Origin of the sequence: Microcoleus sp. Pol1C5 (assembly GCF_036701115.1) — a bacterium.
Taxonomy (GTDB): Bacteria; Cyanobacteriota; Cyanobacteriia; order Cyanobacteriales; family Microcoleaceae; genus Microcoleus.
The window spans coordinates 34418-56420 of the sequence record NZ_JAUBQE010000051.1 but is presented as its reverse complement, the minus strand read 5'-3'; the positions used below and the strand labels follow the sequence as shown (position 1 = coordinate 56420).

Here is a 22003-nt window from a genome sequence, read left to right as displayed (position 1 = left end):
TAGCGCGCATCTCAAAGAATTCTCATTAGTATCTCCCCAAATCCCAAGTACCGAGATACTCAAAGCAATAGAGATAGCGATGACCGCATCTGCAATCGAACAGGCAATTACTAAAATTAATGTTGAAGAGAAACGTTATCGCATTCTGCCAGCACAAATGGTAGTGGGTCTGGTAATCGCAATGAGTCTATGGTCGAAAGATTCAATGCGGGATGTACTAAAAAATTTGATTGATGGTCTTAAGCTGTCGCGCATTTAAATTGCATATTCTGGGCGGGCGGGACGCCCACCCCACTCATTGTTTGATTGTTTGTAGGAGTCGTAAATTTTTTACCCCACCCCAACCCTCCCAGAACCCGCTCGATCGGGAGTAAGAAATTCGCAAATGATGCGAAGATTGCTATAGAGTAGCCGGAATTGGCCGATCCAACTCAGCTTGAGTCTGTCACAAATTTGTCGCTGCTGAATTTACCGGGAAAATTTGTTGCAGGCAAACTGCCACAGGTACTCGGAACAAAAAAATTATCAAAAAAATAAAAAAGTGCGATCGACCCCGTTAGCAATTGCCGATAATTAGCGGCGCACTTATTTTGCATTCTCGGGCTGATTGCCGGTGGATGTGTAGATACCATGGCACCAAACCCAACAGTTCTCCCAGAAACTGGGTTTACGAGGTCTTGTCCTAATTAAGATACAATAAGAACCACAAAGAAAGTGCGATCGACATTATTTGACAGTCAAGCTATGCAATCTACAACTCAGTCGGAGACAGAACAGGCGATGGACGCTCCCAAACACGGATTGCCCGTTACAATCATTACAGGATTTCTCGGCAGTGGCAAAACAACCCTGCTCAACCACATCCTGACCAACCAGCAGGGTTTGAAAACCGCAGTTTTGGTAAATGAATTTGGCGAAATCGGTATCGACAACGAACTGATTGTCACTACCGACGACAACATGGTTGAGCTGAACAACGGCTGCATCTGCTGCACAATTAATGAAGATTTAGTTAATGCAGTTTACAAAGTTCTGGAACGTCAAGAAAATCTCGATTATCTGGTAGTCGAAACAACCGGACTCGCCGACCCGCTGCCAGTAGCAATGACTTTTTTAGGCACAGAACTGCGCGACCTAACTCGTCTCGATTCGATAGTGACAGTAGTAGATGCAGCCAACTACAGCTTAGATTTGTTCAACTCTCAAGCAGCTTACAGTCAAATAGCTTACGGCGATCTAATTATCCTCAACAAAACTGATTTGGTCGAAGAAGCAGATTTAGATTTGTTGGAAGTTAAGATTCGGGATGTCAAGGAAGGTGCTCGAATTCTGCGAACGGTAAAATCGCAAGTTCCCCTACCACTGGTCCTCAGCGTCGGATTGTTTGAATCTGACAAATATTTCCAATCTGAGGAAACTCCTAGCAGTCACGAACATCACGACCATCACAGTCACGAACATCACGAACATCACAGTCACGAACATCACGAACATCACGACCATCACGGTCATGAACATCACGAACATCACGACCATCACAACCATCACGGTCACGACCACTCTGACCATTTAGAAAATGACGGATTTACCTCAATTTCTTTCCAGAGCGACAAGCCATTTTCTCTGAGAAAATTTCAATATTTCTTAGACAACCAACTACCCACAAACGTGTTTCGCGCGAAAGGGATTATGTGGTTTGAAGAAAGTCCCAAACGGCATATTTTCCACTTGAGTGGCAAGCGATTTACGATGGATGACGATCAGTGGAAAGGCGAGCGGAAAAACCAGCTTGTTCTCATCGGTCAGGGTTTGGATACCGAGACTTTGCGATCGCAACTCGAAAACTGTCTTTGTATGCCTTCCACCAATCGTGGCAAAGGTTTTGGGAAGAACTAACAGTAAAATATTCTTTTCACCTCAACCAAAGAGCGTCGCGGTCTTATTGTTTCCGCGATCGCGATTTGGATCTTGGTGGGGACAAGGAAGGGCGATCGCCCTCCAAGAAAAAGAGTGCCATCCAAGAAAAACAGCGCCCTCGAATAAAAAGAGCGATCGACCTATTTTATTGTTGCTAACAAAAACAGAGTCGCACACTTATACTGTCCGCCGATCCCAAAAGCACGATCGCCCGTGATTTCAACGGTGCAGAGTTGGGTTGTTTTTACCTAATCTCTGCACCTTTATGCTGTTCGCACCCCGACAGGGTGACAATCCCGTCAAAACCCGGATTGAATCAAGGACATAGCCCTCAAACCCCTCTCAAAAAAAGGCAGTTTGTTAGGTCTAGCTCTCATTAATTCAGCAACTATTTCTTGACCAAAATCCATTCTAATCACCCAAGATTGACGCCAATAAACAATCGAAAAGCTACTATGACGGCGTTCCGACCGCCTGCACTCAATCCACCGACCAATATACTTAGAAGCTCCTCCCAGCTTATGTTTTTGACCTTGGATCACTGCACAAGTTTAGGCAATAAGAATAACTAAGATTAAATTTTTTAAACGCCGGTCGTTGGCGTGACTCTTCTCGCTTATTATAACCGCCTGTCTTGCAGTCCTTAAACATCGCTTCAAACCAAATACGATATTTAAAAGTAGCGATCGCTCTCTTCAAATTCCCTAAATTAGTTAAGAAGTACCAACACAACATCATCCCCGTTGCTGCGATATTTACGGCGCCAATAAGCCGCCACATCGAATGTACCAAAACCATGCCTGTTTGGTAACTTTAACTCCTGTCAGGTAAAAGCTAGTACCCGGCAGTAAGCCCAAGTCATATAAGTGGGTGTAATCTGATTCTTCTTGTTGGATGTAACGCTCCTGCTTAATCCTAAAAACAAACTTTGTGTCCTTCCCACAAAGCCCTACACGCGAGTTTGACACTGCCAAATTCAGGCATCGCCTATGATGATGATTTCATAATCTTGTCAATAGTCCGGACAGTTTTTATATGACCCAATGGCTTATTCTCGCTTGACTTTGAGCCACTGCGGATAATTAAATCAATGTCAGCTCCACCCCTGACGCGGCATTTAATTCGACTTTTTTATGATTCTTGCCCCGCGTAAGCTTGTAGTATCGTTCCAAAAACTGTCCGGAGTATTGATCTTGTAATAGCTCTAAAATAGGACTGATAAGAGCTTGCTGTTCAGACAGGTTACTACTCCCCCTTTTATCCAATAGTTGCCAGTACCAGGGAATACCTCGTTTGTCCTAAATTAGACTAATTACAAAAACATTTTTCGCTCGCCACTGTGTGCGATCGATAGCTACCTTTAAAGGTTGGTTCTTTTTAAATTTTTCCTTCAATATTGCTCGAACGATCGGGAACCACAAGCGCTCTATGTCAAGGCAGTCCGATTTGAGAAATCTTTGTAGGCTGCGCCTGCGACTTTCAAACTGAATCGGATAATGCCAGACAGAAGCCAATAATTCAATACTACACATGTTTGTGGAGCTGTAACAAATATACCATAATTTTTAGGGTCAGGTATTCTGTGGGTTTGAGTTGTTTTTATAGATGGAGCTGGTAAAATTGAGGTAACATTATTTCTTCGTGGGGCTACTTAACAATTTTGACCCCATCTTTTGAGAACTCAAGTTCGCTAAATCCGCCACGGGTGGGGCTTTTGACGGAGTTCTCACCCCGTCTGGGCTATCATTCCCACTCCCGAATGTACTACGTCTGCGATAAGTTCTTTGGGGTTCCCTGGTTCGAGAAACATATTTTTGTAAATGCTTTCTTTTGACTATAGTACGTTCAATGATGTCGCGACTATAGGAAATTGTCATTAATAAAATTATCTTAATTAGTCGGTTTCCTGTTAATCCTGTTCGCTCTAAATTATAGCCTCCTGTTTTACAATCCAGAAAAATTTCTTCAATTCCCATCCGTTGTTTATAGGCACCGATCGCTTGCGGTAAAGGGCCTAGATTTGTTAGGATAAACCCGGCTTCGTCAACCGTCCATCATTGATAGTTACGTTTCCATTTGGACGCGACATCGAATCCGGCGCTCGGCTTGGCCTTTCTAACTTTTATTCCTTGAAAGTACAGAGAGGTTCCCGGCGTCATACCTAACTCATCATCGATGGCAAACCAGTACGGGCCGCCCCCGTTGCGAGTATGTTTCTCTCCCGGCAAGTAGCATTGGAATTGAAGCAGCAAATTGAAGCGGGTCAATTTACCCTCACGGCCCCAGTTGCTCCCCTACCCACTGACAGAGTATTTCTCCCGCAAGATTTGTGGGGCGCCCAAGTGAGGCTCGAATAGACAGTCCCTTGACTAAAGTGACGGATTATAACTTGAATGAACCACAAGAGGATATTCAAAGATGATCGACGAGAACCAGTCTAAGTTTACCGATCAGGAGGTTGCCGCTGCCGAAGAGCAAATCGTTCACCAGTCGAAAAGAATTGAATTCTATCTAACAGAATTTTCTGTTGAGCTTCTGGCTTCAAAGATGAAAAATGGGGATTTCGAGGTTCCAGATTATCAGCGCGAGGATACTTGGGAGGATTGGCGTAAGTCCCGCTTCATTGAGTCACTTTTGATGGGGCTTCCGATCCCTTTCCTTTTCTTCTGGGAAAGCCCAGCAACAGGTAAGCTCGAAATTGTTGACGGATCACAACGCCTGAGGACGATTGAGGCGTTCCTTCTTGGGGATTTTGCTCTAGGTAATTTAGAAGAAATGACGCTGCTGTCCGGATTTAGATTTAAAGATTTCCCCGAATCTCGGCAACGAAAAATCAAGAACCGTTCCATCAGAGGGATCGTGCTCAATGAGCACGCCGATGAGCAAGCACGATTTGATCTTTTTGAGCGAATTAACACAGGAAGCAAGATAGCGAACAAGGCTGAGGTGCGTAGAGGTGCACTGGGAGGGCTTTTCCAAGAGCTTGTTATTTCACTTGCCCAAGAGTCGCTCTTTGTGCATCTTGCACCGGTCTCAGATAAGCAACTTAAGGAGCGAGAGAGAGAAGAACTCGTGACACGCTTTTTCGCTTATAGCGACGGTCTTGAAGGCTATAGAGACAAACCGTCAGAGTTTCTTTTCGAGTATACGAAGAAGATGAACGCGCATTTTAAACAGCACCCAGATGAAGTTGAGGTCTACCAGCAACGGTTCAAAGACATAATAGAATTTGTATCACACAACTTCCCGTGGGGCTTCCGCAAAACACCTAAAGGTCAGGCGACATACCGATCGCGTTTTGAAGCTATAGCCATTGGAAGCTATCTGGCACTTCAGCAACGGCCTGATATAGCTAACCAATCGATCAATGCTGAACAATGGTTGAACAGCAAGGACTTTACAAAAGTGACCGGCGCTGACGGTGCGAACGCCATAGGCAGACTCAGGGCTCGTATAAATTTCGTTCGCGATCGTTTACTTGGAGATTGAGGATGGAGGATTTGAGCCAAGCTTTTGAAGAACGTTTACAGGAAATCGAAACTTACCTTGACCTGCTTGAGTCCATACAGAAACAAGTGCAGGGAGGAGCTCCACAAATTGGGGAAGCTACGATCACTCCGAAACAGCAGAAAATCCTCTATTCGAGTGTTTACTTACAGCTCTACAATCTTGTCGAGTCAACTATTACTCGGTGCGTAGATGCCGTATCTAAAGCAGTGGTTAATAAGAGCTGGCGGCCCAACGACTTGTCTATTGAGTTGCGCCGTGAGTGGGTGCGATGTACCGCACGCACTCATACTGATATCAACTACGACAATCGCCTGGAATCTGCATTGAACCTCTGCGATCACCTAGTGCAAGCACTCCCCATATCAACCTTTGAAGTTGAAAAAGGTGGAGGTGGAAATTGGGACTATGAGGAGATTTACAAACTTAGTAAACGTCTAGGATTGTCCTTAAAGATAAGTTCTAAGGCTAATCGTGCTGTCAAACAACCATTTCGGGATGAGCAAGGCGCACTTTCCCTGATCAGAAGTTTTCGGAACAAACTAGCACACGGTAATCTATCATTTGCAGAGAGTGGCAATAATATTACAGTTAGCGATCTCCGTGAGCTCACTCAACGAACAGCATTGTATCTGAGAGAGGTTGTAAATTGCTTCAAGTTATCCATAGATGCACATGAGTTCCTAATGCCGGAGAAGCGACCTAAATGAGCACAGGCATGAATCAAGATGAGACTATTGTCGGCACTGACATACGCAAAGAGCCTCATACTGATCGGGGGAGTACAGCCATTAGCTGCATCGATTTGTTTTGCGGTTTGGGTGGTCTTACGCATGGACTGATCCGAGGAGGTATTCAGGTTGTTGCGGGCATCGACATCGATCCACAATGTCGCTTCCCATACCAGAGCAACAACGACGCCCTTTTCGTCCAGCAGGATGTCAGCTCGCTATCTGGTTCCCAACTTGCAGATATTTTTGGCGATGGGACATTGCGTTTGCTGGCCGGCTGCGCGCCCTGCCAACCATTCTCGACTTACAGCCGTAAGGGACGCCAGAAACGCCAGGACACTAAGTGGGTTCTCGTATCCGACTTCGGTCGGTTGGTACGGGAGACTCAACCCGACTTCGTAACGATGGAGAATGTGCCACAGCTTTTAGAGCATGAAGTTTTCAAGGATTTTTTGAAGGACCTCGAAGGCTATGCGACCAGTTGCAGTATTGTAGATTGTGTTCAATATGGAGTTCCACAGACTCGTAAACGGCTTGTGCTGCTAGCGTCCCGATTCGGGCCAGTAGAATTAGTACCTCCAATCTTTTCTAGACGATCCTGCACAACTGTGCGTGAGGCCATTTCCCATCTACCCGCCTTAGCAGCCGGATGCTCCGATCCAAATGACGCCCTTCATACCGCATCCTCACTAAGTGACCTGAACCTCCGCCGAATCAGAGCCTCAAAACCCGGAGGCACATGGCATGACTGGGATGATTCACTGCTGGCACCATGTCATCGTAAGAAATCCGGGCAAACTTATGCTAGCGTGTATGGTCGTATGAAGTGGGACGCCCCGGCTCCAACGATCACAACCCAATGCTTCGGCTACGGAAATGGTCGGTTCGGACATCCGGAACAGGATCGTGCAATCTCTCTAAGAGAGGCTGCTATCCTTCAGACTTTTCCCGAAAACTACCGCTTCCTAGCTCCTGGCGAGCGTGTCTGTTTCAGCAAACTGGGTCGTTTAATCGGAAACGCTGTTCCTGTCCAAATTGGCGAGCTGGTAGCGCAGAGCCTACTCGCTCATGTACAGAAGTACCATAAGCAACTAAAGTAAAAATGCAAGATTAAAGGTTAAAACAACCTTTAATCTTGCATTTTTACTTTGACTATTTTTTATCCCTCGATCGGCTTAGGCTTCTTAACCGGCTTAGGAAGAGGTTCCTTCGGGACAGGCGGTGGTGCTGCTGCTGCGGACTTGATGGTAGGACGCCCTACAGGAGTACCGTCACCGCTGGGCCTAGGAGTAAACGGACGCTTCCCTCCTCCTTTGAAGCCACCGGGCGGCTTGCTGCCAGGGGGGAATTTCCGCTTTTTAATCGGCAGTGCCCCAATATTATTAGCCTGCTCAATCATCAGACTGTCAGCTTTCAATTTGACATGGAAATCCCAAAAAAACCCGATCGCTTTTGTCGCTAAATCTCCCTTGAGTTTCAGTTTAAAAAACTTCATCTTGTCGTCATTCTTGCGGGGAGCTTGCTTGATTTTGACGATGACATACTTTTCTTCGTCTTGGGATTGATAAATGACCTCACCTCTAATCGAAAAATAGCCATCTTCAACATCAGGTTCCGAGGGAGGCAAAGATGCGGTCGATGCTTCGCCACTAGCCTCAATCTCCGCTGCTTCCTGATTTTCCTCCTCATCAGAGGACGGTTCGGGAGGTTTCTTGAGCGTTTCCGGCTCCCAAACCCCCATAATCTGGGCGTGCAAGTTGCCGTCTTCTTGTCTGGTACGCGGATAAACCACCCACAGGTGTTCTTGTTCGAGCTCCAGGTGATTTTTAACTAAACTCATGACTCTACCCAGCAAAACTGCATCGATGGCAGTTCCGTCAGCAGCTATCAACATACCCCGGGTGAATTGCTCTTCTGATGGCGTGTAGCGGCCCCGCACCAAACCAACAGCTCGGTACTGTCTGGGTTCGCTGGGGGGGGGAATGGGATGTTGGCGCATGACGGAGGGTATGTCCTCAGTGGCCTGACTTTCGTTAGCAGCAGGATCGGCGCTTGCCGGCGGTGCGACTGCTACGGCTGGAGTATCGCTGACAGGTGTCGAAGACGCAGCAGGCGCCGGGGGTGCAGGAGCATTGCTGGGCTGGTCTTGTGGCTTTGTTTTGTCCTTGTCGAGGGCAGAACTGTAGCGTGGTCGTTGCAGCCTATCCTTCGACGCTGGGGCGTCTGTTGGCGTTGCCGGTTGATTTTGGTCAACAGGTGCAGCCAACGCCGAAGGCACCGAACTTTCGTCTGGTGTCTCAGGAATGGAATCTGTATCTTTAGGCGGATTGACGGCCAGTTCGCTGGGCTGAGCCTTGCGAGTTGAAGTAGATTTGGACGATTTGGAAGACCGGTTGGGAGAGGGGTTCATAAAAACTCCTTGCAGCGGAGACACATCCCTTAAGGGAAATTAGGAATAAACTGAAGAAACTGCTTTAAAAACTACTAGCACCTGACTTGGGGCTGGCGCCCGGCGGTCTGGTTGTGACCCGTCAACGCCAACTTTCAACGCTACGAGTGCCGATCGGTTCGCTGGCTGCTAAAATCCTTGTGAGCAAGGACTTTGGGAGTTGCTGACCGATCGATCGCCGATCGCGCTGAGCTGGAGTTGCTGGCTAATAGCATTTAGGATATTCAGCTTGCCTATTTTACTTAATCCAATTACCTAACGGCCTGATCCGCCATATTTTCGGTAATTTTTAGCTTGACCAGACTAAATTGGACAGACACCGCAGTCCTTGGGGCTGCGGGTCTGAGTGTCCAAAATTGTTTAGCTAGCATGGAGTTGTGGGTCTGTTACCATATTAGCTGCAAGTAAAAGGCTGCTTTGTCCGTTCGGACTTTGAAGTTAAGAACTTTTATGGTTGCATGGATCTAGTTAAATGGCAGACGCCCCCGGGCGATGCGTTAATTCTTAGAAAATAGTAGGTTTTAAGCTGGGATAGTTGAATTATGGAAAAAGCAAATAAGCGTCGTGGGTTGATTACTGTGGTGGTGGTGCTGTCGCTCATCGCTTTTTTGGGATTTTCTCTGGTTCCCATTTTGGACAGTATTCTCAAGGCCAGCCAAGCCCAAAGTACGTCAACTCCAACACCTACTCAGACGGCGCAGTCAGGGGAGAAGCAATCAGAGTTGCTGCAAGCTCAAGCTAGGGGATACGAATTGGTTTTGCAGCGGGAACCTGACAACGTAACGGCTTTGCGGGGATTGTTGCAGGTGCGGCTGGAGTTGATCGGACAAGGAGTGGGGGACATTAAGGATGCGATCGCTCCTTTGGAAAAGTTGGCTTCGCTGAATCCTGAGACTACTGAATACGGAATTTTGCTGGCTCAGGCTAAGGAACGCACGGGCGATCGCGAAGGGGCTGCTCAAGCTTACAGGTCAATTTTAGCGTCTAAGCCTGGGGAAATTAAGGCTTTGCAGGGGTTGGTGAATTTGCTGCTGGTGCAGCAGCGGCCAGAAGCTGCGATCGGACTGCTGCAAGATACGCTGAAGGCTGCTCCGGCTGCAAATCTGGCGAAACCGGAAAGTGTTGATGTAACTTCAGTGCAGTTGATTTTGGGACAGGTTTATGCTGTGCAGAAGCGCTACGAGGAGGCGATCGCCATTTATGACGAATCGGCTAAGGCTAATCCCAAAGATTTTCGCCCCACTTTAGGAAAAGCGATCGTGCTGAAGGAACAGGGCAAAACAGATGAGTCAAAAACGCTGTTCGATCGAGCTACTGAGTTAGCTCCTCCTAACTATAAAGACCAAATAAATCAGTTAGCTAGTGGCACTCCTTCGCCTTCTCCTGCGGCTACGACGACTCCCGAACCGGCTGCTTCTCCTAGTCCAGAAGGTGCGCTACCAAAACCTTAAGGAAAGTTTTAAGTGAAAGAGTTTTGAGTTGTCAGTGAAAAAGTTTTAAGTTAAAAACTTAATAATTTAAACTCAAAATTACTCGCTTTCTTCTTAATTACGCAGGGCTTAGGAGAAGAAATCCGGTTTCTACGAGAAATCTTGGTTGAGCGACGACATATACAGGTCGAAACCGGGTTTCTCAGCCCTAGCCCCCAGCGTCCTATTACCGACTACCAATTACTAATTACCAATTATGTAAGACCTCGGAGGGAATTATGACTACTAGCGTTAACCGCGTTGTTCTACCTCCTGCTTTTCCAGACCACACTCAATTACCAGAGTCAGACGGTACTTTTGTGAAAAATTTTCAGGAGCATCCGCAGAGTTTAATTTTAACTGATTCGATCGGGCAAATTTTGCAGGAGCGGCATCCTGACGGACAATATGCGATCGGTCAAGACTGTGGCATTTACTGGCGAGAAACTGAACCGCCGGAACAAGGTGCAGAAGCTCCTGATTGGTTTTACGTTCCGAATGTACCTCCTAACATTGACGGTCAAATTCGGCGTTCCTACGTGCTGTGGCGGGAACACATAGCACCGTTAATTGCTTTGGAATTTGCCAGCGGGAACGGAGATGAAGAGCGCGATCGTACTCCTTTATCTCGCACCGATGAAGGGGTAGTCACTAAACCGGGAAAGTTTTGGGTTTACGAGCGGGTGATGCGAATTCCCTATTACGGCATCTACCAAGTTAATAATGGCAGATTAGAAGTTTATCGGTTGATTGACGGGTATTATCAACTGTTAGAACTCAATCAGCGCGGTCATTTTCCCATTGCATCTTTAGGCATAGAATTGGGACTTTGGCAAGGCAGTTATCAAAATCAAACCATGCTTTGGCTGCGCTGGTGGGACGAGGAAGGTAATTTGCTGTTGATTGGCGATGAAAGAGCAGAATTAGAGAGATTGCGAGGGGAACAACAGCGGGAAAGAGCTGAACAAGAAAGATTGCGAGCCGAGAGTGCAGAACAGGCACGACAAGCTGAATTTCAGGCAAGAAGGGAGGCAATTCCCCGATTGTTGGAAATGGGTTTGAGTGTCGAACAAGTGGCGGAGGCGTTAAGTTTATCTGTGGAGGAAGTTAGGGAGAATGCTGGCGGGTGAGAGAGAATTGGGGAAAAGGGCGATCAATCTTAATAGACTTCATCATGAGATCCCATTTTGAGCAATAAAATAGCTTCCTCATCATTTTCGGGATTGGTCACAAACTCAAATAAAATCCGATAATCATAATCTATTGAACACGACCAAATACCCGATAAATCTCCTGTCAGTTTGTGAGTTCGCAAGCTGGGGTTAAAGCAGTCTTCAGACAAAAGTTCAAGCGTAGCTTCAATTAAAAGGCGAAGCTGAGGATTTTTACGAACTAACTTTTTGAAAGTACGAATAGATTTGGGAGTCCAACCAATTTTCATCAATCATCCAACTCCGCCATAAAATCGGCTACCGACCCAAATTTAACATTGCCCTCAGCATACTCTTGACGAACTTCTGCCACTTCCTTGAGTAATTCATTTCGTCGCTGTTGTCGCAGACGATTCTGAAGAATATCTAGAAGCATAGCTTGATCTTCTAATGATAAAACTTCTACAGCTTCAAGAGCTTGCTGGAATTGAGATGTCTGTGTGGTTTTACTCATATTTCTTTTCTACTTATAATCACGATATTTTGTATTTATTTTAGCAAGACTTATCCTAAGCTAGCATTTTTTAGTTGTGAGGTGCAGAAATCCTGAGACGACTTTCCAAATGAATAAATTAGGTGCGCCCTACAAATTAATACCACATTTGCATCTTCTACAATCGCTTCTCACCCGTGCATCCTAAAGCAATCTACAAGGCGAGAGCACTCAGTAAGTAGTCACCTAGAGCTTTACGAACCTCGATTTCTTCAGCAGCGATTTGGATGGCTTCTGGAACCCTTCGTTTATCGATAATGCCTGCATCAATGAGTGCATCAACTATCAAAGCCACTAGCTACTCGCTTGTTAAAGTTCGTTGGGCTTCTTCGTTCTTAAATTCCTTTTCGCGAAGTTCGCGCATTGTTTTCTTTATCCCCTTTTTTTGCCGTTTAATTAGTAAGGTGGGCATCGCCCACCCTAAAACTTAATACTTTCGTTCCTGTGGCTCAAACATCGTAATTGCCACCGGCATATAAGCCAAATCAATCCCCGCAGGTGAATAATACGCCATTGTATGTTTCAAGAAATTCCCGTCATCGCGCTCAGTAAAATCTTCCCGCGAATGAGCTCCCCGACTTTCCTGTCGGTTTAAAGCAGAAGTTAAAATCATTTTTCCGACAATTATCAAACTCCGCAACTCCAAAGCTTCCACAATTTCCGTATTCCACAATTTGCCTTTATCGTCTAAGTAAACATCCTCATATTGTCGCTCTAAATCTTCCAATTTTTTTAAACCTTCCTGCATCAATTCGGCGCTCCGAAATACGCCACAATACTCAGTCATAGTATCTTGATACTGCTGCCGAACTTGATTGATTCGGTATTTTCCGGGACGTTCTAAAAGTGCCTGAATTTGCTCTTTTGCTTCCGTAATATAACGCTGTTCGTCTACGGCAGGTAACTTGCGATTTTGTACGAATTGTGCTATAGTTGCGCCAGTAACTTTGCCGTAAACTACGCATTCCAACAGCGAATTGCTGCCTAAACGGTTGGCGCCGTGAACTGACACGCAAGCTGCTTCCCCCGCTGCAAAGAAACCGTCTACCAAACCCTCAGGACTGCTGCGAACTTGCCCGCTAACATTAGTAGGAATTCCCCCCATTGAATAGTGAACGGTAGGGCGCACGGGCATCGGCTGATTTACGGCATCAATTCCTAACAAACGGTGGGCTTCTTCCCAAGCAAAAGGAATTTTGCTCATGATTTTTTCGCGTCCCATGTGCCGCAAATCGAGGTAGATAAAGGGGCCGCCGGCACTACCATCAACATTAATTCCTCGGCCGGCGCGAATTTCTATGGAAATTGACCGCGAAGTGATATCTCTGGGCGCTAATTCCATCCGCGACGGGGCATAATTCGCCATAAATCGATCGCCCTCGGAATTAATCAAATAAGCGCCTTCGCCCCGCACAGCCTCGGAAATCAGCACTCCCACGGGATACAAACCAGTCGGGTGAAACTGCACGAATTCCATATCTTCCAGCGGCAATCCAGCTAAAGCCGTCATCGCCAAACCGTCTCCCGTCGAGGCGTAATCGTTCGACGTGGTATTGTAAACTCGACCGTAACCCCCCGTAGCAAACATCACCGCCTTAGCACGGACAACCTCAATTTGACCGTCTAGAAGGCGGTACATAACTACCCCCTTGGCTTGACCTTCTTCCAAAATCAGGCGCGTGACATACCACTCCTGATAGATGTGAACCCCGTAACGGCGCAGATTGTTGACTAATTCGTGGAGGATGGCGTGACCGGTTTTGTCGGCGGCGTAGCAGGTGCGGCGGTGGGAATGTCCGCCGAAAGCGCGCTGGGCAATTCTGCCGTCTGGGAGGCGGGAAAAGAGGACTCCCATGTGTTCTAAATCTATAACTACACCGGGGGCTTCCCGCGTGAGGATTTCTACCGCGTCTTGGTCGGCTAAATAGTCTGAACCTTTTACTGTGTCGAAGGCGTGGGCTTTCCAACTATCTTCAGGATCGACATTTTGCAGGCTGGACGCCATGCCACCTTGGGCTGCGACGGAGTGCGATCGAATCGGGTGAGTTTTGGCGACGACAGCTACCTTTAAACTGGGGTCAGTCCGGGCAATTTCTACTGCGGCGCGGCAACCTGCTAAACCGCCGCCTACAATGATTACGTCGTGTTCTAGCATTTTTTTGAATTATTTTGAGTGTTCTGCTCAACTTATCGTGACGCAAAAAAAAACTTCCTACCAAAAGAGCAGGAAGTTTTTTAACTTTTGATTTGAATGGAAAATCAAAAGTTAAAATCTCAAATTGGACTAGCCGGCGCTTTCGGCAGGGTTCTGAAGCGGCTGATTTCCCGTTGCAGAAGGTTGAGGTTCCGTACCGGGTTCTACAGCAAGCACTTCAATGTTATTTAGCAGAGTTGTAACGAAAGCAAACAGCAAGAAGGGCAGAGACAGCACTAAAATCAAGCCGACAGTAGCCAAGGCGTAAATTTGGCGGGCGCTACTCCACAAGGCGAGTGCCGACGCTAGACTTAGGAAGATGACTATCAGCCAAACAATGATTTGACCGTAAATGTCGCCAAAGGTGAGGGTACATTTAAGGCGATAGTTTTGGATGTTATTCATTTGATGCCTCGCGAGATTGCTATTACGACTTGTCCAAAAATACTTTGACAGTGCGTCAATGCCCACTGTAAATTTCTAAGTTTAGCTGCGGCAACTTGGTTTTGGGGTTGTTGTAAACATTCTTTAATAAGTTGCCACAACACTTGATAAATTTTTGCTTCTGAGGGGGGATTTCTGCCGAAACACTTGGCGATCACACTCCGAGGCCTAGAAACCCGGTTTTTTAAGGTTTTGACCGGCTGACTAGAAATAAACGCGCGAAAAAACCAAGGTGATTGCCACCGGTGCGTTCAGGATTACCAAACCAAGGCATAAGGGGAAAGTCTACTTTTTGAGGGAGCCCCCACTTGGTAAAGTAATGTTAAGCTGCGTGGGAATGGAATCAACCTTTATAGCGTCGCACCTGTCTTTTCGCCCATGTCTTCAGAGACCAAATTGCTGATTTCGCGCTGTTTCCTGGCTGGTTTGGGAACGCAGACGTTTGTGTACCGCGAAGACCGGATTCCCCAAGAGAGTCCGGTGCTGGTGGTGAGCAATCACCGCAGTTTCTTAGATCCTGTGCTGCTGACAGCGGCTTTGGGTCGATCGATCCGCTTTGCTTGTCATCATTACATGGGTCAAGTTCCGGTGATGAGAGAAGTTGTCACGACTTTCGGCGCTTTCCCCTTGGAAGCACCGGAGCACCGACAGCAGCATTTTTTCTCTCAAGCCACAGCGCTGCTGCAAGGTGGGGAGATGGTGGGGGTGTTTCCAGAGGGTGCAGAACCGATGGTCAAGCTGACTGGGCCGAATACTGTGGGGAAGTTTCAGCGGGGATTTGCTCATTTGGCTTTACGGGCGCCGGTGCGGGATTTGGCGGTTTTGCCGGTGGCGATTAGTTCATTTGAGGAACATTCGGTACGATCGGGTGTACCGCTCAAGTTGTTGAGTTTGTTTGATCCTTCGGAACCGCTGTTCGATCGCTCTGGGTGGCATCCTGTGATAATTTATCAGCGAGTTAATGTTTTAATCGGCCGGCCTTACTGGATTACTGCCGAGAGACAGCAGCAATATCAAGGCAAAAAAGCCAAAGCAGTTGTGGCTGAACTCACAGACCACTGTCAGGGCGAAATTGCAGAATTACTCCAACGAGGTTGTTTGTAAGTTTGTTGACTGTTGACTATTGGCTGGTGTCAGATTTCCAATCTAAAATCTAAAATCTAAAATCGATTGACTTGAATCATGGCAAATGCTAACAATAAGGTTCGTTTCCTAACCCCCAGACCTCCGAAACCCGATCGCCCTTTATTTGTATTTTTGCCCGGTATGGACGGGGGCGGTTTGCTGCTGCGCTCCCAAATTCCTAAATTAGCCAATCATTTCGACATTCGTTGCTTAACTTTACCTGCGGACGATAGGCCTAGTTGGGATGTACTGGTTGGGGAAACAATTGCCTTAATTGAAGCCGAAAAGGAAGCCGGAAAGCCGAAGCGGCCGGTTTATGTGTGCGGCGAGTCTTTTGGGGGCTGTTTAGCGATGAAAGTGATGTTAGAAGCTCCCCAATTGTGCGATCGATTAATCTTAGTAAATCCAGCTTCTTCCTTTCGACAGCAGCCTTGGGTGCAGTGGGGTTCGTACCTGACTCAGTGGCTGCCGGCCAACCTTTATCCGCTGTCGGTAATCGGTTTATTGCCGATATTAGCATCATTAGGAAAGATTGGGCGCGACGATCGCCGCGCTTTGCTAGAAGCGATGCAAGCAGTACCGCAAAACACGTCTGTGTGGAGATTGGCGTTAGTGCGATCGTTTAATGTTGAGGAAAATCAGTTGCGCGGCATCAAACAGCCAACGCTAGTAATTGCTAGCGGTGCCGATCGGCTGCTGCCTTCTTTAGCAGAAGCCAAGCTTTTAGTCAAGGTAATTCCCAAGGCTCAAATGGTGCTGCTAGCTAACAGCGGTCATGCTTGTTTGTTAGAAACAGATGTTGACCTTTTTGCGATTATGCAAGCTCGCAATTTTTTGACAAAATCCGAAGAAAATCGATCATTAGTCAGCAGTCATTAGTTATTAGTCAATAGTTAATAGTCATTAGCTAACACTTCTCACTTAGGAGTAAGTCGGGGCAAAATTAGAGATTGGGCGAGCGGTAAAATTTATATTCCAATTAACCCGTGCTGACACTCATTAGTAACTCCCTAAATACCAGCCACTAATGACTAATAACTAATGACTAATAACTAATAACTAATTAAGATTTAGCCATTTTTGAGCGTTAAGTCGCTGGACGACGCCAAACACCATGAGGTCTAGTGTTACCTTGCGCTCATCTATCAAAAAAGGCTCTAAAGTGCTAGTTTTGGTATTAGTTTCAGCGCAGGAAAACGCCCTTTGACTTTGAATATTTTCTTGAGGAAAATACAGGTTAAATTGGCGCTGACCTTCTTGGAATTTCCCAATTACCTGCCAGCAATCCCCGGCGGAACTCATGCCCGCAACTGGGAGTTTTTGCTTTGCCAAACTCACCTCTAAATCCTTAACGCCCTGCTTAGTCAAAGCAGTTTGCAAAGCGGGCAAATAATCTTGTTGAATAAATTCCGCAAATGGCTTGTCTTCAACTGCAGGTGCTTTTTCCTTTTTAGCTTTAGCTGGGGGCTTGTCGCCTTCGGCCTTGGCTGCGGGCTTTTTAGCAGCCGCTGGAGGCTTGTCAGTGCTGGGTAAGTCGGTTGTCTCGGGTTCGTCGGAACTCGGGGCGTTCTCGATCGCAGCACTGGGAGTTTCCGATTCGCCAGCGGTAGGATTTTTCGGTTCTTTCTTGGCTGCGGGCTTTTTAGCAGTCGGCTGAGGCTTGTCAGTGCTGGGAAAGTCGCTTGTCTCGGGTTCGTCGGAACTCGGGGCGTTCTCGATCGAAGCACTGGGAGTTTCCGATTCTCCAGCGGTAGGGTTTTGCGGTTCTTCTGGCATTAACGCTTCCTTTTAAAAGTGATCGGTAAAAGGAGTTGTGAGTGCAGGTGAGGGCGATCGACTTTTGCGATCGCGCCCACTGTTTATCGAAAACCAAGCGAGAGAAAATTGCTCGTTCCAAAAAATTTGAACTCAAAACACTCTCAGAGGGCGATCGCCGGCAAACATCACAACTCCTTTGGTTATTCTAAATCTCAGCGACAGCTCGTTCAATCAAACGGCGGGCGAGAGTTTGAACACCGGTGTGTTCGTAGTAGTTGGTAGTCATATCGAGGAATGCGCCCACGTAGTCCACCTTGTCGGCAGAAATGTCTACAAAATTCTGCAAGTGGCCGAGTACGTTTTGAGGAGTCAAACCTCGATCGCTCACAAAAGAGCTCATCCAGCCAGAAACCGAGTTAAAGCTTTCGCCGATAAAGCCAAGCTGGCCGGCGGGAGAACCCCCAGGAATCATGCCGCCGATCGACTTAAAGGCCGAATTATCTTGCAAATCGTTCGGGGAGAGCTTTTCAATCCAAGACTGAGTTGCCATGATAAAGTCCGGGCCCAGGGGAATCAAACCGTCAAAACAAACCAAAGCAGCCATCCGCATCAGGGATTCGCCGCCGTAGTCGCCCAAGGAAGCAGCAAAATCGCCAATGCTGTCGCCGGGAAGGCCGTTTATTTGGCAAAAAGCTAGCAACTCTGTGACTAATTTCAAAGACAGATCGATCGTTTGAGCTTTTTCAGCCTTGGGAGTGATATTGCCGAGGAACGACAAAAACGAGACATTTTCCGCAACTTTATTAGCGAGGGCCGCACTGCCCAAAGCCTTGTCGGTACTGTCAATAGTTTGGTAAAGCCAGAGAGCGCGTTGATAGCCCTGAGACTTATCGTTGAAGAGGTAGATGGCGCGCTCGCCAATTTGCTGAATTAGTTCTTCGTCTGTTTCGCCAGTAACGGTGCGAATGGTATTTTCAAAGCCAACTAAATTGTTCCACTCACCGGGAACCACAAAGTCAAGCGCTCGCAGGGCTTTGACAGTCATGTTGTCTTGAGGCAGTGTATCGACTAATTCAAAGACTGTTTTGCTCACAAAAAACTCCTTTTGCTGGAACGAAAATCAAAGGTATTACTTTTGGCAGATGCCAAGAACTTCACAGTCTCATTCTGGCAGACTTAGTTCTAATAGCGCCAGACTGGAGTCGGGCGCGGAGTGTGACAAAAGACGTTGCTACTTGAGGCGGGCGAGGCCGGCGAGGTTAAATTTTGACAGCCAAGCTTCGCGCTCGCTAGCGGTAAAAGAGGGGCTCCGCGATTGAACTTTCACCTGATAGCGATTTGCCACTAAAACAGCGGTACCATTAGCACCCTGATTAACGGCGGGATAGCCACTGATTTGCTTGGTACTTTGCTTGAATTTTGCACCTGCGCTGGGGTTGCCGGCGATGTCGTTAATCGAGAGCACCGCGACATTTTTACCGTCTTTGTTCAACTTAGCTTCAGCAAAACCGGATTTTTCTTGAGCAAAAACGCGATCGAATCCACCGCCCGAAGACGGGAAGTATTTATTTAACTTACCGCCTGCAACTGCCTTCTTGGGCAGGTTTTGATTACTAGCACTTGATTTGTCAGCAGTTGTCTGCTTGGCTTTAGCAGGTTTTTGGGTGCTTTCCTGCTGAGCTTTGTCCCAGCGGGAGGGGGCTTGGGTTTGACCGCAGGCGGTCACTAACAGCAGTACCGAGATCAGGAATGGAGCTAAGATGCGGCGTGCGGGGGAAAATTGCATCGCTGTCTCCTCATTAATAGGTTTCCATAACAATTGTGGCTCAGAATTTGGCAATTTGTGTGGTCTGAGCGGATTATTTGTCTTCTTTGCAAAAAAATCCTCTACCTGCAGGCAGAGGATTTTTTTGCAATTACGATTTTTGAAGGAAGAAAACTGAAAGATTGCTCCACAGATAAATTCTGGGGATGGGCGTAAAGAAACTAAGTTTTCTGATAGCCAGAAATCTCAAAACAATTTTTGCTGATTTTCCCTAGATTTATCTAGAAATTTCAGAGCAATTGTTCGTCAATCATTTTACTTCGGCTTTCCAACTTAGCTCCTACTTTAGGGGTAAGGATCAGGCGTCGCTTTCAATGTAGATAAACAACAAACCCATTACCACAACCGGCATCAGCCAGGTAATTAGCGGAATCAAAATCCAAGGCAAGAAAGAAGCAGCGTAGGAACCTGTCATATCAAATTCTCCAAACTAAAGTTAGTGTGTTCCAACAGGGATATTTGGGAGTGAAGCCTAATTGTTGACTAAACCCCGGAAAATGGCATCGATGCCGTTAAAGTTTTCGAGTAAGAAGTAGGCAACAAAGACGCCGCCCATCCCGCCAATGAAGAAACCACCGGTAAACTGGCTCCAGCCTTCAGCATTTCTGAGGGCATCGGGGGTCATGGGATTAGCGCTAGGGTAGCTGGTGTTGTCTTGTTTGAAAGAGACTAAACCGTAAGCAGACATACCTAGTGTGCCAAGCAGAACTAAGACGAGGGCTGTATATAATCCTCCGAGATTAGCTGCTTCTGGATAATCCCGCAGGGGCCCGAAGACGATTTGGGGGCCGACGAGGAAATAACCGTGTGCCAAACCGATTTCTAAGCCTCGAATTAGGGGCGAGAGTCCTTTGCGGTAGGCAGGCAGGTTGCCGATGAATGCTTTTGTGAAATCAGAAGCACTGATGGGGGTGGCTAGATGACCCGTGAAGGGGTCGCCGTTAAAGGGTTTAATAAGCTCTGCATCTCTGGGATCGGCCATATTCTGTTTGTCCTCGCAGTTTAATAAAGTTGAGGCGTTCAAGTCATATTTTACGCAGGGAGGTGTTTCCTATTTGCATAATTGGCAGCAAGCTTTAGAAAAGTTCACTATTCTTTAGTTTTTGGAAGAATTTTTCTTTTGCCTCTTATACCAGAAAGCGAGTCGATCGGGCGACACTCCCAGGAAATAAGCGATGATTACTATTTGATTAATGGCGGTGGTTTTGAGGACCCCAAGCTGCTGCCAGCGACGGGCGGAGGTCAGGACTGGCTGGGTTACTATTTCAATGCGGCCTTGTTTTTTCAACCGCCGCACGAATTCAAAGTCTTCCATGACGGGCAAGTCGGGAAAACCGCCGATTTTGTCAAAGATAACTGCGTTGAGGAAAATCGCTTGATCGCCGTAGGGCATTTGCAGAAAGTTCGATCGGCACTTTACCCCTCTTTCTACCAGCCGGAGGCTGAGCCTGCGGGCGTCAATCTTGAGTTCAAAGGCCCCTGCTACAGCAGACGGGTTAGCTAGTACCCGACGCGCGCTATCGTCGTACCCGCGAGGCAAAAGAGTGTCTCCGTGGAGAAACAGCAATATGTCTCCTGTAGCAGCAGCAGCACCTGCATTCATTTGGGTGGCGCGGCCTGGGGCGGTGGAGATAACTCGGACGCCCAAAGATTTTGCTATATCGGCTGTACCGTCGCTACTGCAGCCGTCGGCGACAATTATTTCGACATTTTTGGCCTTAAGGGCGCTGGAGATGACGGAGGCAATTGTAGGTGCTTCGTTTAAGACTGGAATGATAATGGAAATTTTGAGATAGGGATTTTCTAGCGACATACAGAATTAAGCACCCCGTGAGAGAGGGTGGGTTTTGTAAAAAGTTTATCTGTTATGAGAGACAAATTTTTACGCCGGGATAGCCCCTACATTTGGCCTTAAGGTGGGAGGGCGAGTTTTGTAAAAAGCTTATCTGTATAGTTGCTCATTTTTTACGCCGATATCGCCCCCTACATTTGGCTTTCATCTGACAGGGCGGGTTTCCTACAAATCTGAGCTATTAGTTGCTAGTTTATTTGCTAATTTTTGGTGTTTTCTCGGGCCTGAAACTATTGTCCCAAGCGCTGTCTAACTGCTACTTAAATTCAGCATTTAGTTAGACAAATACAATTACTATATTATGACTTTTTGCTTCACAATCAAGTATTTTTCTAAAATTATATTTATGACACTTTCTAAAAATGTAGCTTCCTTAAAGAGAGTTTAGTTATTTCAATATATTAATATCTAAACCGAGGAGATCTTCGGGTCTATCGATATCTGCAAGAGTGGGAAGATAAGCAATATTGAGGTCTAGCTTTTGGGCGATCGCCCGCGTACAAGCCAATACTTCACTGCTTCCCCACTGAATGCCACCGAACAATTCCGGTATCGATCGCCGCAGCCCTATCAGATAATAACCTCCGTCTTTGGCTGGGCCCAAAACTAAATCGTGCTGGCTCAGTTCATCAAAAGCTTGTGCCATGATTTCTGCTTTCAAACCAGGACAATCAGTGCCGATAATTGCAGTTTTCTCAACCCCTGAATTAAAAGACTTTTGAAACGCTGCTGTCATTCTTGCGCCCAAATCACCGTCTCTTTGGTTTTGACAAATAATATCATTTCCCAACCACTCTTGCATCAGTTGTTGGCTGCCGCCGGCTCGGTGAATTTCTACGGATAATCGGCGGGCTTGTTGGAGAGAGAGAGCGCAGGCGATCGTTCGTTGAGCCATCAAGCGGTGAAGGTTGGCAGCACCTGCTTTTCCCAGCACGGGAATTAGTCTAGTTTTGGTTGTTCCCGGTTCGGGATAGCGAGTGAAAACAATCAGTTTTTCGGACATCATTTATCGTTCAGGAGTTTTAAAA

At 46.9% G+C, this 22003-nt stretch carries 22 protein-coding genes and 1 pseudogene; 11 read left to right on the top strand and 12 right to left on the bottom strand.

Annotated elements, in window-relative coordinates:
* Positions 1–79 precede the first annotated feature (79 nt).
* The 7 genes and pseudogenes from QUA23_RS24390 to QUA23_RS24360 form a co-directional block, all read left to right on the top strand.
* A pseudogene (locus QUA23_RS24390) lies at positions 80–241 on the top strand (transposase domain-containing protein); the annotation flags it as partial.
* Between the two features lie 503 nt (positions 242–744).
* Positions 745–1896, top strand: coding sequence for a GTP-binding protein (locus QUA23_RS24385; protein WP_333074715.1), 1152 nt, complete (start codon positions 745–747; stop codon positions 1894–1896).
* A complete protein-coding gene (locus tag QUA23_RS24380; RefSeq protein WP_333074714.1) occupies positions 1883–2134 on the top strand; it encodes a hypothetical protein in 252 nt (83 codons plus the stop codon). The genes QUA23_RS24385 and QUA23_RS24380 overlap by 14 nt, the downstream gene beginning before the upstream one ends.
* 1993 nt (positions 2135–4127) lie before the next feature.
* Complete coding sequence (locus QUA23_RS24375; RefSeq protein WP_445243521.1) at positions 4128–4274, top strand: hypothetical protein; 147 nt, start codon at positions 4128–4130, stop codon at positions 4272–4274.
* 61 nt (positions 4275–4335) lie between these two features.
* Positions 4336–5406, top strand: a complete 1071-nt coding sequence (locus tag QUA23_RS24370) for a DUF262 domain-containing protein (RefSeq protein WP_333074713.1) — start codon at positions 4336–4338, stop codon at positions 5404–5406.
* Positions 5407–5408: 2 nt separating this feature from the next.
* Positions 5409–6134, top strand: coding sequence for an MAE_28990/MAE_18760 family HEPN-like nuclease (locus QUA23_RS24365; protein WP_333074711.1), 726 nt, complete (start codon positions 5409–5411; stop codon positions 6132–6134).
* Positions 6131–7255 carry a DNA cytosine methyltransferase gene (locus QUA23_RS24360; protein WP_333074710.1) on the top strand — a complete coding sequence of 375 codons (1125 nt, stop codon included), beginning with the start codon at positions 6131–6133 and terminating at the stop codon, positions 7253–7255. Before QUA23_RS24365 ends, QUA23_RS24360 begins: the two co-directional genes overlap by 4 nt.
* A gap of 59 nt (positions 7256–7314) precedes the next feature.
* On the opposite strand, the gene QUA23_RS24355 is transcribed toward QUA23_RS24360, so the two are convergent.
* Positions 7315–8565: a hypothetical protein gene (locus tag QUA23_RS24355; protein ID WP_333074709.1), complete on the bottom strand. Its 1251-nt coding sequence runs from the start codon at positions 8563–8565 to the stop codon at positions 7315–7317.
* A gap of 581 nt (positions 8566–9146) precedes the next feature.
* Between QUA23_RS24355 and QUA23_RS24350 the strand changes: the two genes are divergently transcribed.
* Together QUA23_RS24350 and QUA23_RS24345 are read left to right on the top strand one after the other, a co-directional pair.
* Positions 9147–10055 carry a tetratricopeptide repeat protein gene (locus tag QUA23_RS24350; protein ID WP_333074708.1) on the top strand — a complete coding sequence of 303 codons (909 nt, stop codon included), beginning with the start codon at positions 9147–9149 and terminating at the stop codon, positions 10053–10055.
* Positions 10056–10312: 257 nt separating this feature from the next.
* The gene (locus tag QUA23_RS24345; RefSeq protein WP_333074707.1) at positions 10313–11203 is read left to right on the top strand and encodes a Uma2 family endonuclease; all 891 of its coding nucleotides are present in this window, start codon (positions 10313–10315) and stop codon (positions 11201–11203) included.
* A gap of 29 nt (positions 11204–11232) precedes the next feature.
* Here the strand turns inward: QUA23_RS24345 and QUA23_RS24340 are convergent, their stop codons facing one another.
* The 4 genes from QUA23_RS24340 to QUA23_RS24325 form a co-directional block, all read right to left on the bottom strand.
* Positions 11233–11514, bottom strand: a complete 282-nt coding sequence (locus QUA23_RS24340; RefSeq protein WP_333074705.1) for a type II toxin-antitoxin system mRNA interferase toxin, RelE/StbE family — start codon at positions 11512–11514, stop codon at positions 11233–11235.
* Positions 11514–11738, bottom strand: coding sequence for a hypothetical protein (locus QUA23_RS24335; RefSeq protein WP_096831014.1), 225 nt, complete (start codon positions 11736–11738; stop codon positions 11514–11516). Before QUA23_RS24335 ends, QUA23_RS24340 begins: the two co-directional genes overlap by 1 nt.
* 466 nt (positions 11739–12204) lie before the next feature.
* Positions 12205–13932 carry a succinate dehydrogenase/fumarate reductase flavoprotein subunit gene (locus QUA23_RS24330; protein WP_333074704.1) on the bottom strand — a complete coding sequence of 576 codons (1728 nt, stop codon included), beginning with the start codon at positions 13930–13932 and terminating at the stop codon, positions 12205–12207.
* Positions 13933–14061: 129 nt separating this feature from the next.
* The gene (locus tag QUA23_RS24325) at positions 14062–14376 is read right to left on the bottom strand and encodes a hypothetical protein (protein ID WP_333074703.1); all 315 of its coding nucleotides are present in this window, start codon (positions 14374–14376) and stop codon (positions 14062–14064) included.
* 417 nt (positions 14377–14793) lie between these two features.
* Between QUA23_RS24325 and QUA23_RS24320 the strand changes: the two genes are divergently transcribed.
* Together QUA23_RS24320 and QUA23_RS24315 are read left to right on the top strand one after the other, a co-directional pair.
* Positions 14794–15519 carry a lysophospholipid acyltransferase family protein gene (locus QUA23_RS24320; protein ID WP_333074702.1) on the top strand — a complete coding sequence of 242 codons (726 nt, stop codon included), beginning with the start codon at positions 14794–14796 and terminating at the stop codon, positions 15517–15519.
* Positions 15520–15597: 78 nt separating this feature from the next.
* Positions 15598–16419, top strand: coding sequence for an alpha/beta hydrolase (locus tag QUA23_RS24315; protein WP_333074701.1), 822 nt, complete (start codon positions 15598–15600; stop codon positions 16417–16419).
* Between the two features lie 180 nt (positions 16420–16599).
* Here QUA23_RS24315 and QUA23_RS24310 read toward each other — a convergent pair whose 3' ends face one another.
* The 7 genes from QUA23_RS24310 to QUA23_RS24280 all read right to left on the bottom strand — a co-directional run bounded on the left by QUA23_RS24310 (position 16600) and on the right by QUA23_RS24280 (position 21981).
* Positions 16600–17316 (bottom strand): DUF2996 domain-containing protein, encoded by a 717-nt coding sequence (locus tag QUA23_RS24310; protein ID WP_333074699.1) that lies wholly within the window; start codon positions 17314–17316, stop codon positions 16600–16602.
* Between the two features lie 187 nt (positions 17317–17503).
* On the bottom strand, positions 17504–18391 hold the full coding sequence (locus tag QUA23_RS24305) for a hypothetical protein (RefSeq protein ID WP_333074698.1): 888 nt from the start codon (positions 18389–18391) through the stop codon (positions 17504–17506).
* 138 nt (positions 18392–18529) lie between these two features.
* A complete protein-coding gene (locus tag QUA23_RS24300) occupies positions 18530–19084 on the bottom strand; it encodes a hypothetical protein (RefSeq protein ID WP_333074697.1) in 555 nt (184 codons plus the stop codon).
* A 337-nt stretch (positions 19085–19421) separates the two neighbouring features.
* Positions 19422–19538 carry a photosystem I reaction center subunit VIII gene (locus QUA23_RS24295; RefSeq protein ID WP_293127047.1) on the bottom strand — a complete coding sequence of 39 codons (117 nt, stop codon included), beginning with the start codon at positions 19536–19538 and terminating at the stop codon, positions 19422–19424.
* A 57-nt stretch (positions 19539–19595) separates the two neighbouring features.
* Entirely contained in the window at positions 19596–20105 is a 510-nt protein-coding gene (locus QUA23_RS24290) for a photosystem I reaction center protein subunit XI (RefSeq protein ID WP_333050145.1), read from the bottom strand.
* Positions 20106–20219: 114 nt separating this feature from the next.
* Positions 20220–20936: a TIGR04283 family arsenosugar biosynthesis glycosyltransferase gene (locus QUA23_RS24285; protein WP_333074696.1), complete on the bottom strand. Its 717-nt coding sequence runs from the start codon at positions 20934–20936 to the stop codon at positions 20220–20222.
* Between the two features lie 427 nt (positions 20937–21363).
* Entirely contained in the window at positions 21364–21981 is a 618-nt protein-coding gene (locus QUA23_RS24280) for a TIGR04282 family arsenosugar biosynthesis glycosyltransferase (protein WP_333074695.1), read from the bottom strand.
* Between the last annotated feature and the right edge of the window lie 22 nt (positions 21982–22003).